14 protein-coding genes are annotated in these 13,455 nt (G+C 55.7%); 13 read left to right on the plus strand and 1 reads right to left on the minus strand.

Going from position 1 to position 13,455, the window contains the following annotated elements; all coding sequences use genetic code 11:
* Positions 1–14 precede the first annotated feature (14 nt).
* Both ACP5OT_RS03995 and ACP5OT_RS04000 read left to right on the plus strand, forming a co-directional pair.
* A complete protein-coding gene (locus tag ACP5OT_RS03995; protein WP_428131403.1) occupies positions 15–392 on the plus strand; it encodes a biotin/lipoyl-containing protein in 378 nt (125 codons plus the stop codon).
* A 20-nt stretch (positions 393–412) separates the two neighbouring features.
* Positions 413–1,579 (plus strand): sodium ion-translocating decarboxylase subunit beta, encoded by a 1,167-nt coding sequence (locus ACP5OT_RS04000; RefSeq protein WP_424674922.1) that lies wholly within the window; start codon positions 413–415, stop codon positions 1,577–1,579.
* Here ACP5OT_RS04000 and ACP5OT_RS04005 read toward each other — a convergent pair.
* A complete protein-coding gene (locus ACP5OT_RS04005; RefSeq protein ID WP_424674921.1) occupies positions 1,566–2,471 on the minus strand; it encodes an NADH:flavin oxidoreductase in 906 nt (301 codons plus the stop codon). The genes ACP5OT_RS04000 and ACP5OT_RS04005 overlap by 14 nt on opposite strands.
* A 152-nt stretch (positions 2,472–2,623) precedes the next feature.
* Between ACP5OT_RS04005 and ACP5OT_RS04010 the strand changes: the two genes are divergently transcribed.
* The 11 genes from ACP5OT_RS04010 to ACP5OT_RS04060 all read left to right on the plus strand — a co-directional run bounded on the left by ACP5OT_RS04010 (position 2,624) and on the right by ACP5OT_RS04060 (position 13,387).
* On the plus strand, positions 2,624–3,748 hold the full coding sequence (locus ACP5OT_RS04010; RefSeq protein ID WP_424674920.1) for a L,D-transpeptidase family protein: 1,125 nt from the start codon (positions 2,624–2,626) through the stop codon (positions 3,746–3,748).
* 81 nt (positions 3,749–3,829) lie between these two features.
* Positions 3,830–4,963 carry a hypothetical protein gene (locus ACP5OT_RS04015; protein WP_424674919.1) on the plus strand — a complete coding sequence of 378 codons (1,134 nt, stop codon included), beginning with the start codon at positions 3,830–3,832 and terminating at the stop codon, positions 4,961–4,963.
* 106 nt (positions 4,964–5,069) lie between these two features.
* Positions 5,070–6,254, plus strand: coding sequence for a response regulator (locus ACP5OT_RS04020; RefSeq protein ID WP_424674918.1), 1,185 nt, complete (start codon positions 5,070–5,072; stop codon positions 6,252–6,254).
* Positions 6,255–6,619: 365 nt separating this feature from the next.
* Entirely contained in the window at positions 6,620–7,546 is a 927-nt protein-coding gene (gene atpB / locus ACP5OT_RS04025; RefSeq protein ID WP_424674917.1) for a F0F1 ATP synthase subunit A, read from the plus strand.
* Between the two features lie 80 nt (positions 7,547–7,626).
* Positions 7,627–7,857: an ATP synthase F0 subunit C gene (gene atpE, locus ACP5OT_RS04030; protein WP_012258898.1), complete on the plus strand. Its 231-nt coding sequence runs from the start codon at positions 7,627–7,629 to the stop codon at positions 7,855–7,857.
* Positions 7,858–7,887: 30 nt separating this feature from the next.
* The gene (locus tag ACP5OT_RS04035; protein ID WP_424674916.1) at positions 7,888–8,382 is read left to right on the plus strand and encodes a F0F1 ATP synthase subunit B; all 495 of its coding nucleotides are present in this window, start codon (positions 7,888–7,890) and stop codon (positions 8,380–8,382) included.
* A gap of 44 nt (positions 8,383–8,426) precedes the next feature.
* Complete coding sequence (atpH, locus tag ACP5OT_RS04040; protein WP_424674915.1) at positions 8,427–8,900, plus strand: ATP synthase F1 subunit delta; 474 nt, start codon at positions 8,427–8,429, stop codon at positions 8,898–8,900.
* A 60-nt stretch (positions 8,901–8,960) separates the two neighbouring features.
* Positions 8,961–10,529: a F0F1 ATP synthase subunit alpha gene (gene atpA, locus ACP5OT_RS04045; RefSeq protein WP_424674914.1), complete on the plus strand. Its 1,569-nt coding sequence runs from the start codon at positions 8,961–8,963 to the stop codon at positions 10,527–10,529.
* Positions 10,530–10,591: 62 nt separating this feature from the next.
* Positions 10,592–11,464, plus strand: coding sequence for a F0F1 ATP synthase subunit gamma (locus ACP5OT_RS04050; RefSeq protein ID WP_424674913.1), 873 nt, complete (start codon positions 10,592–10,594; stop codon positions 11,462–11,464).
* A gap of 18 nt (positions 11,465–11,482) precedes the next feature.
* Entirely contained in the window at positions 11,483–12,898 is a 1,416-nt protein-coding gene (atpD, locus tag ACP5OT_RS04055) for a F0F1 ATP synthase subunit beta (protein ID WP_287908785.1), read from the plus strand.
* Positions 12,899–12,967: 69 nt separating this feature from the next.
* Entirely contained in the window at positions 12,968–13,387 is a 420-nt protein-coding gene (locus ACP5OT_RS04060; protein WP_424674912.1) for a F0F1 ATP synthase subunit epsilon, read from the plus strand.
* The last annotated feature ends 68 nt before the right edge of the window (positions 13,388–13,455 follow it).

A 13,455-nucleotide genomic window follows, 5' to 3' on the forward strand; every position in this document is an offset into this window, starting at 1 on the left:
AGTGTGGGGTTCGTATGAAACGCTTACGGATTACCGTCAACGGAATTGTCTACGAGGTCGAAGTTGAGGTGTTGTCCGATGACGATGAGGCGGTTGTCGCTGCACCAACGAGCTTTGCAGCGCCGCCACCGGCCAAATCGGCTGCACCGGCTGCTGCATCATTGTCATCAACCACAACACCGAACACCCATCAGAGTGGGCCAGGGGTACTCGTGTCGCCGATTGCCGGCATTGTCGCCGAAATTAAGGTCAATGTCGGTGATCAGGTGAAGGAGAATGATCCCCTCGTTGTGATCGAAGCGATGAAGATGAACTCCAATGTGAGTTCGCCGGTTGCCGGAACGATTCGCGCTATCAATGTCAAGGTTGGTGATTCGGTGCGGCAAGGTTAACCATTACTGGAGTTTGCCTGATGGAATGGCTCATTGGCTTCTTTGAGGCAAGTGGGTTAGCCCATCTGGCATGGGGTAACCTACTGATGATCGTGGTTGGCTGTGTGTTTGTCTATCTGGCGATTGCCCGTGGTTTCGAGCCATTGTTGCTGGTACCAATCGGGTTTGGCATTATCCTTGGCAATATGCCGTTCGAGCCGGGAATGGGGCAGGGAGTCTACGATCAAGGGAGTGTGCTAAGCTATATCTACTTCGGCGTGATTACCGGTATCTTCCCGCCGCTGATCTTTCTCGGCATTGGTGCAATGACCGACTTTTCGGCCCTAATTGCGCAGCCTCGGCTCATCTTGCTCGGTGCTGCTGCGCAACTCGGCATCTTTTTCACCCTCCTGATGGCGATCTTCCTCGGTTCACGCCTCCCCTTCCTTGATCTCACCGGTGACGATCCACTGCGCCTCTTACGAGCTGCAGCAGCAATCGGGATTATTGGTGGCGCTGATGGCCCAACGGCGATCTTCATTGCGTCGCGACTTGCTCCCGATCTGCTCGGCGCAATTGCCGTCTCGGCCTATTCGTACATGGCATTGGTACCGGTCATTCAGCCACCGATTATGCGGCTGCTCACCACCCGCGAAGAACGCCTCATTCGTATGCCGCCACCGCCGGAAGTCAACCGTACCCAGCGCATCCTCTTCCCCATTATCGGGTTGATCGTCTGTGTCCTGATTGTCCCTGATACGCTACCGTTGCTAGGAATGCTCTTCTTCGGCAACTTACTTAAAGAGAGTGGCGTCACCGAGCGATTAGCCAAGACTGCGCGTAGCGCCTTGATCGACAGCGTAACGATTATGCTCGGTCTGACCGTTGGTGCCAGCACTCAGGCCAGTAATTTTCTATCCCCGCGCTCAATTGCTATTTTCGCACTCGGTGCGTGTGCCTTTGCCATCTCGACTGCCGGTGGCGTGTTGTTTGCCAAGTTCTACAATCTTTTCACGAAGAATAAGATCAACCCACTGATCGGTGCAGCTGGGGTGTCGGCAGTCCCAATGTCTGCTCGCGTCGCCCATAGTCTCGCTCAAGCAGAAGATCACCAGAATTACTTGATCTGGCAGGCGATGTGCCCGAATGTTGCCGGGGTGATCGGTTCTGCCGTGGCCGCGGGGGTGCTGTTGGTTATCTTGCGCTAACCGGTAGCAACAGGCGCTTTGCTAGTTTTGGCCATTCGGGTACATAGCGGAGAGCAGTACACAGCATGACCAAATCGACGCTGCCGTCTCGGATGGCAGCGTCGGCCAACCATGGATCGCTCAATTGCCCAGACCCGATCACGACTGCTTCACTGGCGATCCGGCGTATCCCGGCTACCAATGGCAGTGTCCAGCCTGGAAAACGGGCGACGTCGGCAGTATAGCGCGTCAATGTGACATCAAGCAGTTGCACTCCGGCAGCCACGGCCCGCCGGGCAATGAGCCGTGCATCTTGATGGCTGAGACCGTTGGGAATCAACTCAGCCGCCGGCATACGTAGCCCGATCCACAATCGACGACCGAAGAGGTGGCGCATCTGCTCCAGAATGGTCAATACCGGCAGAATCCGTTCGTTCATCACCGGTTCTACCCCATTGTCGGTGGCACGGCTTGGTGAGACGAGTCGTGCCAGCATACCATCATCGGCAATGGAGATGAAGACGCCGTCTGCCCCGGCGGCCAATGCACGCCACGTCGCCTGGACGTAATCATCAATCAGCGTGGTAGGTATTTGGGCGATGGCTGGCGCCTCGAGCAAGAAGGCAATTCGACTCCCAAATGCATGGGCTGCTGCTACTAATCGTCGGAGACCCGGCAGAAAGCAATCGTGCCATATCCCAAGATGTGCGACCAGAGTGGGTGGCGCATAGATAAACATTGGTTCGCCGATAATCAAACCAACACCGGCTTGTGCCCGTCGCTCGTAGAAACTGGTGAGCGCTCCATGGCAAAATCCGTCGGTCCCGGCGAGACCACTCGGCGCCGGCGCCATCACGATTCGATTAGCTATTTGCCGGCCTGCCACTTGGATCGGGGTAAACAGATCTGCCATATGACGCTCGCCGTACTTCCGTTACTTATCGTAGTATAGCTAAAGATTTCTCTTCTCTGCAACAAGCTGAAAGTAATACGGTTGATATGTTGATGTAGTAATGGAACTGCTATAATAATAGAATAAGGTATTTCCGTTGTTATCGTCCTACAATGTCATACACTATCCTACCGACAACCCATCATCGTCACATAACGACCACGCTGAGCATCCTTGCAATAAGCGTTCTCGGATGGTTGTACTGGTTTCATCCGGTTACTGCACATCCCACAGCCGCTCGCAGTCGTTTACCGGTTGTGCGTACCGTCTACTTCCCGGCAACCGGCCATCATCTTTCCAATCGGGTCGGTTTTCTCGATTTTTGGCGTGCCAATGGTCAGCTTCACACCTTTGGCATGCCGATTACTGAAGAATTAGTGGTTGATGGTCGTATTGTGCAATATTTCGAGCGAGCTAGGTTTGAGTACCATCCTGAATATGCCGGAACGCCACAGCAAGTGCAATTAGGCCTGCTCGGACGGGAATGGTTCGACCCGCAGGGACTGGTGATGCCGCCCGCATCTGCCGGTGACGGTGCATTCTTTGCCGAAACCGGGTATTGGGTGAGTGGCGAGTTTCTAGAATTCTGGGAGCGTCATGGTGGTTTACCGGTATTTGGCTTCCCGATTAGCGACGCTTTCTATGATAACGGTGTCCTGACCCAATACTTTGAGCGAGCCTGGTTGCGGTACCGGCCGGAAGCGCTCTCACCGTTTCTCCGTCAGCAGCAGCTTATCTACGGATTCGATCTCGATACCCTTGACGAAGTTCAGATCGATGATCTTGGTCGGCGTGTGGCGGCACAGCTTGGCCTCAGTACGGCGCCGGTTGCCCGCTTGCCCGGCGCACCCGATTGGAGCCCGGCGCTGTGGCACCGGTGGATCGAAGTTGATTTGACCCGTCAGCGTCTCTTTGCCTACGAGGATGACCTCCTCGTCTTTACCGCACCGGTCGCGACCGGTCGTGATGGCTTCAATACACCACGAGGTGAGTTTGCGATCTACTATCGCTTGCCCGAACAAACGATGGCCGATTGTCTCGGTGGTGAGTGTTGGTATGTGCCGAACATTCCGTGGGTGCAGTATGTGGTTGGTGGGGTCGCCCTCCACGGTACGTACTGGCACAATGCGCACGGAACCGGCGTGCGTATATCGCATGGCTGCATCAACTTACGGATCGATGATGCGCAGTGGTTGTATACGTGGGCCGATCTGGGAGTCCCGGTGCGGGTGTATTAACAGCTATCTGCAGGAAAATGCCGGTTATCTACTAGCACGTGCTATAATGGCACCAGTAACACAGCGTAAACGGATATCACTATGCTGTATGTACCAGATGGTGTGCCACCCCTTGTCACAAGCTCTGTCGCTCGCCTAGAACGTTGTCTGCCCCAACCCGGAGACATATTGGTTCGGCAAGGCGGTCGGGTCGAACCCGATGACGTTATTGCCCGCGGTCTAAGTCAGCCGCAACCATATCTTATTAATCTCGCTCGTGAACTCGGTTTGCCACCGGTGCAGGCAGCGCGTGCCGTCGTGGCCCCGATCGGGCAACCGATCAATGCCGGTGCGGTAATAGCCCGTCGGCGTGGTTTAACCGGTCGGCGTGTGCTTAGTCCTGTCAAAGGTACCTTAACGATGGTTGATGCAACTACCGGCTATGCGTTTGTTGTACCGGAACCTCGTCAGATCACTCTTACCGCCGGCATCCGTGGGATTGTCATGGAGATCGTCAATAATCAACAGGTTGTGATCGAAACTCCCGCTGCACAATTGTACGGCGTTGGTAGTTTTGGTCCCGATTGTAATGGAGTTACTCGCTTGCTCACTCTCGATCCCGCTGAGCCGATCACCGAAGCGATGATCGATGCGCAAAGCATGTATGCGGTGGTTATTGGTGGTAGTGGGATCAGTGCTGCTGCGTTACGCAAAGCAGTTGAGCATCAGGTGCGTGGTGTGATCGTCGGTAGCATTGCCGAGAGCGAGTTACGGGACTTTTTTCGATTGTCAAAACGGTTGCCGTGGACAATCGGTGTGCGCAATTGGCAGTGGTCTGGTTTGATCGAATCACCGCTGACTATCGTCATTACCGAAGGGATTGGCAATGCTCCGATGGCTGCGCCATTGTTTGAACTACTCGCTACGCATGATCGACGCGAAGTCTTCATCGAGAGTAGCACCGATTTGCGCCGGCCACATCGCCGACCACGTATGATCATCCCGCTGTCAAGGAGTAGCAGTACTGCACTCGATCCGCCGCGTCCACCACTGCGTGTTGGTGCGCGTGTGCGTCTCCTCAGCCACGACCACCTCGGTCATCTCGGTCAGATCCGTAGCTTGCCGGTGTTCCCTCAACGGCTACCTTCTGGTGTGCGTACTGCTGCCGTCGAAGTGCTCCTCGAAACTGGTGAGTCGATCTGGTTGCCGCGCAGTTGTGTCGAAGTGATTGCATAACTAAACCGGTGTGGATCAGAATCACTACTGCAAATCGTAGCGACTTCGAGTATACTAGTGAGCAGTAGTAAATGAGATCGTTTAAGCACAATTGCGAGAGAATCCAATGACATATCGCATTGTCGTGGTCGCCCGTGCTAATCCGATATTACGCAGTCTTCCTGAGGCGTTGGCCGGCGACGCTACTGTGCAAATCTTCGATTCGGCCAATGAAGCTCTCTGGTCAATTAGTACCGAACCACCCGATCTCGTGCTCAGCGAACTAGAACTCGACGAGATGAGTGGTCTCGATCTGGCCGAGATTGTGCCGAACTTCGATCCGAATACACGGGTGGTACTGTGGGGGTCCGGCATTACTGCTGCCGACCGTGCCCGTGCCAAGGCGGCCGGGGTTAGTACCGTGCTAAGTGGTGATGTCAGCCTCGATGCAGTGCGCGCCGCCGTGAGCACCGCGCTTCAGGCTATCCATCATGAGTCGACATCACCAACTCCGTCGCCTGCTCCCGTCGCGAGCGAGCCGATGCGCCGTGAACCACCTGCTCCGTCAACCAAATCGGACCTGCGCGAATCGACACTCCGTGAACCACCGGCTGCCAAAGAAACCTCTCACCGTGAACCATCACCGGTCGCCAAAGAAACTTCACCGGCGTCTGAGCCTACTGCTCGGCGTGGTTTTACGCCGGCGCGCATCGTCTTACCCTCACGTGCCGAGCGAGAAGCAGCGGAACGTGCTGCGCGGGAAGCCGCCGAACGGGAAGCTGCCGAGCGAGAGGTATCTACTGCCAGAAGCAGTTTGGCTGCTCGTTCACGGGCGGCAGCCGAGCGCCGTGCTGGGTCATCGTCATCGGCTACCGAACCGCCTATCGGTTGGCGGAGTGACGGTCGTAACCTTATCGTGACTGAGCAAAATATTGCGGCAATCCGCAGTATTATGGGTCAATTGGGCCAAGATCTCGGTACGCAGAGTATTATGCTGACCGACCGCGCCGGGATGATTTTGGTCGAAACTGGCGATAAAGGCAACTTGCCGTTAATGGTGGTTTTGCCTCTCCTGTCGACCGGTTTCTCAACGACCGGTGAGGTTGCGCGCCAGTTGCGTGAGGAAGACGCAACCAGTGTCTATATTCATGAAGGTGTGAATATCGATCTGTACTGCTTCGATGTTGCTCAGCGCTTCTTGCTGGTTTTGGTCTTCAATAAGCGGGTGGCAAGTTCGAAAATCGGTGCGGTGTGGGTGAATGCTAAACGCGCTATCCGTGAATTACGCGAGGTGTTAGCGAAGTCGTCGTAGGGGCATAGAGTCTTATGCCTCTACCCGATGTCGCTCGTGATATCCGAACCATTCCCTGTGCCTCCGCGATACCTCCTAACCTCCGATGCTACCACACTTCACTCTTCGTGTGCCCGTTGATTCCTGACGACAACCGTCGCTACCACTGTTTGCCCATCCTGCGCAGCTATGGTATACTCGCGGCGGCTTTGCAAAACCTATCTACACGCAACCTCAGCCGAGCGGTTGGTTGCGAAATGTTGCGAAGTGCGTTATACTGATTGTGAAAGACTGAACAAAAAAGTGATCGTTCGTGTTTAGGGCGGCAGCGTACACGATGGCAAGACGCTGAGTGATGCCCGACGTTGTCGAGTAGGAGGTAGGCGTTGTCAACGCGGACTCGAACTATTCTGATTATCGCAGGGGCACTTGTTATCTCTATTGTCAGTCGCTTTTTCCTCTACACCGGTCCACCTCACGTCGAAGTTGCCGCCGAAGTTATTTTCGATGGCATTCCTGGTTTCCCCATTACCAACTCGTTCGTTGTTACCATTATCGTTGACATTCTGCTGATTGCTTTAGCCTTTGCGGCAACGCGCAACCTGCAGATGGTGCCACGTGGTTTGCAGAACGTGATGGAGTTTGCCCTTGATGCACTCTACAACCTGTTCCGCAACATGAACGCGAAGTACGTGGCAACCGCTTTTCCGCTGGTTGCAACGATCTTCCTGTTTGTGCTGCTAGGTAACTGGTTTGGTCTCTTGCCAGGGGTTGGTTCAATCGGTGTCTGCCATGAAAAGAAAGATATGCATGGCGTAGTCGAACAGCGATTGGCGTTGATCGGCCCGGCAAATGTGCTTGCCGCTGAAAGTGAAGAGGTGCATGACACCTGCGCTGCACAGGGTAAGAAGCTGGTACCGCTCTTCCGCGCGCCGGCTGCCGATCTGAACTTTACCTTCGCGATTGCGGCCATTTCGTTCGTCTTTATCGAGTATTGGGGTTTCCGAGCACTTGGTCCAGGCTATCTGAAGAAGTTCTTCAATCTCAACGGTATCATGTCGTTTGTCGGCATCATCGAGTTCATCTCCGAACTGGTGAAGCCCTTCGCGCTGGCCTTCCGTCTTTTTGGTAACATCTTTGCCGGCGAAGTGTTGTTGGTAGTCATGGCGTTCCTCTTGCCGTTACTGTTACCGTTGCCGTTCTACGGCTTTGAGGTGTTTGTCGGGTTTATCCAGGCGGTTATCTTTGCGCTACTGACCTACGCCTTCCTTAATATTGCCGTGACCGGCCACGACGAGGAGCACGCACATTAAGTTTGGGTTCATGCGGTTTGTACCGTGTTGTTGTAATAAGGGATCGTTGCAGAGTCTGCTTTTAAGGAGGCATTTCAATCATGGAGGGTTTGAATCTCGTCGCAACCGCGCTCGCTGTTGGTTTGGGCGCCATTGGGCCGGGTGTCGGCATTGGGATCATTGTTTCGGGTGCGGTGCAGGCGATCGGCCGCAATCCTGAAATTGAAAATCGTGTGGTGACCTACATGTTTATCGGTATTGCCTTTACCGAAGCGCTTGCCATCTTCGGTCTGGTGATTGCATTCTTGATCGGTTTCGGCGTGTTGCAGTAGAATCATGACACGTTACGGGAGGCGAAAAGGGTGGAAGCATTAGGCATTAACCTAAACCTATTTCTCGCGCAACTGGTCAACTTTCTACTGCTTATCTTCATTCTGCGCGCGCTGCTGTATCGACCGGTGATGAATTTGCTCAACGAGCGTACCAAGCGCATTGAAGAGAGTGTACGAGATGCAGAAAAGGTGCGCGAGCAGTTGGCAAACGCCAAGCGCGATTACGAGGCTGAACTGGCTAAAGCGCGTCAGGAGGCAGCCAAGATCGTGGCGCAAGCACAAGAGCGGGCGAAGCAGCAGGAAGCTGAGATCATTGCGCAGGCGCGTCGTGAGGCCGAACGCTTGAAAGAGGAGGCTCGCATGCAAGCTGAGCAAGAACGTGCTCGCTTGCTAAGCGAGGCTAAGAGCCAGATTGCCGATCTGGTAACGTTGACGGCGAGTCGCGTGCTCGGCGCCGAGTTGCAGGCCCGCGGCCATGATGCGTTGATTGCCGAGTCGCTGGCGGCGCTCGACCGCCGGAACTAGCGTTGCACGACTGGCGCCCCCAGTCTGCGTGAGGAACGGAGAGTATGGCAACAACCATTGACGCACGGGCGCTGGCCGCTCCATTGGTGGAAGCTCTGCTAAGTACGGCTGCTGAGCAGATTCGAGCCGCTGCGCCGCGGATCGCCGGTCTTCCGGCAAGCGATGCAGCGGCAGTGCTCCCCGCCGATCTCTTGCCACAGGTGCGCAATTTCCTGCTGACCATGGCAAAAGAGGGATTAAGCGGCGAGTTGAATGCAGTGGCCGAAGCGCTCCAGACCTATCTGGAAACCGGTGGTCGTGTGATCGACGCCAGTGTAACCAGTGCGATTGAACTGAGCAGCGAACAGCAGGAACGGATTACGAGTGAGTTGCGTCGGCGCTACGGCGATGTCCATGTCACCTACCATGTTGATCCAACACTGATCGGCGGTTTGATTATTCGGGTTGGCGATCAGGTGCTCGATAATAGCCTGCGTGCCCGCCTGAGCGCTATTCAGCGTGCATTACAGGCAAGTTGATTTTTCAGCCTTCAACTCGCTGGCCCGGTGTTGCCGGCAACCAGCGCGACGGAGTAGAGCATGACGACGATTACTGAAGAATTGATCGCCCGGCTGAAGCAGGGCATCATCAGCGGCGTCGACCTTCAGCCGCGTCAGGTCAATGTCGGAACGGTGATTGCCGTCGGTGACGGCGTCGCGCGGCTGTCCGGCCTTGATCAGGTCGTTGCCTCTGAGATCGTTGAGTTCCCGCCTAAGGCCGGCCGGAATGAATCGATTTATGGTATTGCCCTGAACCTCGAGCAGGATAGCGTCGCTGCTATTATTCTCGGTGACGATGAAACCATTGAGGAAGGGGATCTGGTAACCTCGACTGGCCGCGTAATCTCAGTGCCCGTTGGTCAAGGTCTGCTGGGCCGGGTGGTTAATCCGCTCGGTCAGCCGATCGATGGCAAGGGGCCGATCCAGTATGAAAAGATGCGCCCAATTGAGCGTATCGCTCCCGGTGTGATTACCCGTAAGTCGGTCGATACACCGGTGCAGACCGGGATCATCGCGATTGACGCCTTGATCCCGATCGGTCGTGGTCAGCGTGAGTTGATCATCGGTGACCGCCAAACCGGTAAGACGGCAGTGGCGATTGATACCATCATCAACCAGAAAGGTCAAGGCATGGTGTGTATCTATGTCGCCATCGGCCAGCGCCGGGCGCAGGTGGCGCAGGTGGTCGGTACGCTCGAGAAGTACGGGGCAATGGAGTACACCATCGTAGTTTCGGCTACCGCATCGGAAAGTGCTGCACTCCAGTATATTGCGCCTTATGCCGGTTGTGCGATGGGCGAAGAGATCATGGAAAACGGCGTGATGCTCAACGGAAAATTGGTCAAGGACGCTTTGATCGTCTACGATGACCTGAGCAAGCACGCAGTCGCTTATCGCCAAGTATCACTGTTGTTGCGCCGCCCGCCGGGTCGTGAGGCGTACCCCGGTGATGTCTTCTATCTGCATTCACGTTTGCTCGAACGTGCTGCCCGTCTTAACGAGGAATACGGTGGTGGTTCGCTGACAGCTTTGCCCGTGATCGAGACGCAAGCTAACGATGTTTCGGCCTATATTCCGACAAACGTTATTTCGATTACCGATGGTCAGATCTATCTGGAGGCTGACTTGTTTAACGCCGGTCAGCGTCCGGCGCTCAATGTCGGTATTTCGGTGTCGCGCGTCGGTAGTGCAGCGCAAACGCGAGCGATGCGGGCTGTCGCCGGTAAGCTGAAGGGTGAGCTGGCCCAGTTCCGCGATCTCGCCGCTTTTGCCCAATTTGCCAGTGATCTCGATGCCACAACGAAGGCTCAGATCGAGCGCGGTCAACGGCTGCAAGAGCTGCTCAAACAGCCGCAGTTCCAACCGTTGGCCGTCGAAGATCAAGTGGCCGTGTTGTACGCGGCTACCAACAACTACCTCGACGATGTGCCGGTGGCAATGATCACGAAGTGGCGCGATGATTTTCTGGCCTTCCTGCGCACCGCCCATCCAGAAGTGCGGAAGCTGATCTACGACAATCGCCTTGATCGCAAGTTCCCCACGCCTGAGGTTAAGGAGGCGTTGGAGGCGGCGATTAAGGAGTTTAAGGCGACCAGTAACTATAGCTAGCAGATCTCCGGTGGGCGGGCCGTGCGCCCGCTCGCCGGTCTCTTGACTGCAAAGGGTTCGTTATGGCGAGTAGTCGTGAGATTAAGCGCCGCATCCGCTCTGTCAAGAACGTCGCTCAGATTACCCGGGCGATGGAGATGGTATCGGCCTCGAAGATGCGGCGCGCACAACGGAATGTGTTGGCAACCCGGCCATATGCCGACCGGATGCGAGAGGTGATGGCCAATCTGACTGCGCGTGTGGTCGGTGCGGCGCGCCGTGGTACGTTGCTCGAAAAACGCGAGACGGTGAAGAGCGTGGCGCTGTTGGTGGTGACGCCTGATCGTGGTCTCTGCGGTAGCCTCGTCGCGAATGTACTACGCCGTGCCGGGCGTTTTATTACCGAGCAACGGGCGATGGGGCGCACCGTTGATGTGTACACGTTTGGTCGGAAGGGACGTGACTTCTTCTTGCGCACCGGCTTCGCGCCAGCGGGCGAGGCTATTCGCCTCGGTGATGCACCGAAGCTTGAGGCGATTCTCGGGGTGGCGATCAGCGCGATCAGTGGCTTCCAGTCGGGTAAGTACGATGAACTGTACATTATCTACAGCGAGTTCATCAATACGCTCGTGCAGCGACCGGCGATAAAGCAGTTGTTGCCGGTGGAAAGCCCTGATATTTCTACCACCATTAATGTCGATTATACCTATGAGCCGAGCGAAGAAGATGTACTGAACAGCATTCTGCCACGTTACGTCGAAACGCAGATCTATCAGGCGGTGCTCGAAAGTATCGCCAGTGAACATAGTGCACGAATGGTCGCAATGCGCAATGCAACCAATAATGCCAAAGATCTCGTGCGTGATCTGACACTCTCGTTCAATAAGGCGCGGCAGGCCGCGATTACGAAAGAGGTCAGCGAAATCGCTTCAGGTGCCGCTGCTCTCGTCAGTTAATGCTTAGAGGAGGAGCCGATGCCGGCAAAGGGGGTTATTCAAGAAATTATCGGCGTGGTCATCCGGGCCAAGTTCCCGGAAGATCAGGTGCCGGAGATTTATAACGCTATCGAAATTCCGCTCGAACAGGGTGGCCGCCTGGTCTGCGAGGTACAGCAGCAGCTCGGTAATGGCGTAGTGAAGGCGGTTGCGATGGGTTCGACCGACGGCTTGCGTCGTGGGCTTGAGGTGATCGATACCGGTCGCCCGATTGCCGTGCCGGTTGGGCCGGCAACGCTGGGACGGGTGTTTAATGTGTTGGGTGACCCGATTGATGGTGGCCCACCCCTTGGCCCAGAGGTTGAACGACGCCCCATCCACCGAGATCCACCGAGTTTTGAAGAGCAGTCAACCCAAGCCCAGATCTTTGAAACCGGAATTAAGGTGATCGATCTAATCGCACCGTTTACCCGTGGTGGGAAGACGGCTATCTTCGGTGGCGCTGGCGTCGGGAAGACGGTGGTGATCCAGGAGCTGATTGCGAATATCGCGAAAGAGCAGTCAGGCTTTTCGGTCTTTGCCGGTGTCGGTGAACGCTCGCGCGAAGGGAATGACTTGATCCACGAAATGCGCGAGGCGCGCATTGACGAGAATACTACCGTCTTTGACAAGACGATTATGGTCTTCGGTCAGATGAACGAGCCGCCCGGTGCTCGTCTGCGCGTCGGTCTGACGGCGCTGACCATGGCCGAGTATTTCCGCGATCAAGGACGCGACATCCTGCTCTTTATTGATAACATCTTCCGTTTTGTGCAGGCCGGTTCTGAGGTGTCTTCGCTGCTGGGCCGTATGCCGTCGCAGGTGGGGTATCAGCCGACCCTCGGTACCGAGATGGGTGAGTTGCAAGAGCGGATTACCTCGACCAAACGCGGTTCGATTACATCAATGCAGGCCGTGTACGTGCCGGCTGATGACTATACTGACCCTGCTCCGGCAACGGTGTTTAGCCACCTCGACGCAACCATCTCGCTCGAACGCAGCATTGCCGAGCGTGCAATCTTCCCGGCGGTTGATCCACTCGCTTCCACATCGCGTATTCTCGACCCGAATATCGTCGGTGAGGAGCATTATCGGGTGGCGCAAGAGGTAAAGCGCGTCTTGCAGCGCTACAAAGACCTCAAGGATATTATTGCCATTCTCGGTATGGAAGAGCTGAGCGATGAAGATAAGCTGACGGTGCAGCGCGCACGTAAGATCGAGCTGTTCTTCTCGCAGCCGTTTACCGTGGCGCAGCAGTTTACCGGTCGCCCCGGTAAGTATGTGCCGGTGAAGAAGACGGTTGAGAGTTTTGCCCGTTTGCTGAACGGCGAAGGTGACCATATTCCCGAGTCGTTCTTCTACATGCAAGGTGATTTCGACGATGTCCTGGCCGCGTATGAGGCGAGCCAGAAGTAAGCTTGAGCCGGTAATAGCCGTTGGGTTACACTACCGGCGATAGTCTGTGGCAGGCAGAAGGAGCAATCCATGCCCATCCATCTAGAGATTGTCACCGCTGAGCGGGTTATTTTGTCGGACGATGTTGATATGATCAGCGTGCCGACGAAAGATGGTCGTGTTGGTATTCTCCCGCGCCACGCTCCGCTGATGACGATCCTCGAACCGGGTGAACTCGATATTATAAAAAATGGTGAGCGCACGCCGTTTGCCGTGTCGGGCGGGTTTATGGAGGTGCTACCGCACCGCGTCACGATTCTGGCCGATACGGTTGAGCGGGCCGATGAGATCGATGAAGCACGGGCCGAACAAGCGCGGGCTGAGGCTGAAGCCCGGCGACGTGAGGCCCAGAGTGAGCGCGATATGGCGCTAGCCGAAGCGAAGCTGCGGAAGGAGATGGTGCGGTTGCGTGTCGCGCAGTTGCACAAGCTCAAGCGGCGTCAGTCGTAGCACCGTGTGTATCATGATCATCAGGAGGAGAGGCGGGTTTATGACCCGCCTCTCTGTATGGGTTTGGA

The organism is Chloroflexus sp. (genome assembly GCF_049970315.1).
Lineage (GTDB): Bacteria > Chloroflexota > Chloroflexia > Chloroflexales > Chloroflexaceae > Chloroflexus.

Coding starts and splice junctions, on each gene's coding strand:
- ACP5OT_RS03995 (WP_428131403.1), top strand. CDS start 15: ATGAAACGCTTACGGATTACCGTCAACGGAATTGTCTACGAGGTCGAA.
- ACP5OT_RS04050 (WP_424674913.1), top strand. CDS start 10,592: ATGGCGAGTAGTCGTGAGATTAAGCGCCGCATCCGCTCTGTCAAGAAC.
- ACP5OT_RS04010 (WP_424674920.1), top strand. CDS start 2,624: ATGTCATACACTATCCTACCGACAACCCATCATCGTCACATAACGACC.
- atpD (WP_287908785.1), top strand. CDS start 11,483: ATGCCGGCAAAGGGGGTTATTCAAGAAATTATCGGCGTGGTCATCCGG.
- ACP5OT_RS04060 (WP_424674912.1), top strand. CDS start 12,968: ATGCCCATCCATCTAGAGATTGTCACCGCTGAGCGGGTTATTTTGTCG.
- atpH (WP_424674915.1), top strand. CDS start 8,427: ATGGCAACAACCATTGACGCACGGGCGCTGGCCGCTCCATTGGTGGAA.
- atpA (WP_424674914.1), top strand. CDS start 8,961: ATGACGACGATTACTGAAGAATTGATCGCCCGGCTGAAGCAGGGCATC.
- ACP5OT_RS04020 (WP_424674918.1), top strand. CDS start 5,070: ATGACATATCGCATTGTCGTGGTCGCCCGTGCTAATCCGATATTACGC.
- ACP5OT_RS04000 (WP_424674922.1), top strand. CDS start 413: ATGGAATGGCTCATTGGCTTCTTTGAGGCAAGTGGGTTAGCCCATCTG.
- ACP5OT_RS04005 (WP_424674921.1), bottom strand. CDS start 2,471: ATGGCAGATCTGTTTACCCCGATCCAAGTGGCAGGCCGGCAAATAGCT.
- ACP5OT_RS04015 (WP_424674919.1), top strand. CDS start 3,830: ATGCTGTATGTACCAGATGGTGTGCCACCCCTTGTCACAAGCTCTGTC.
- atpE (WP_012258898.1), top strand. CDS start 7,627: ATGGAGGGTTTGAATCTCGTCGCAACCGCGCTCGCTGTTGGTTTGGGC.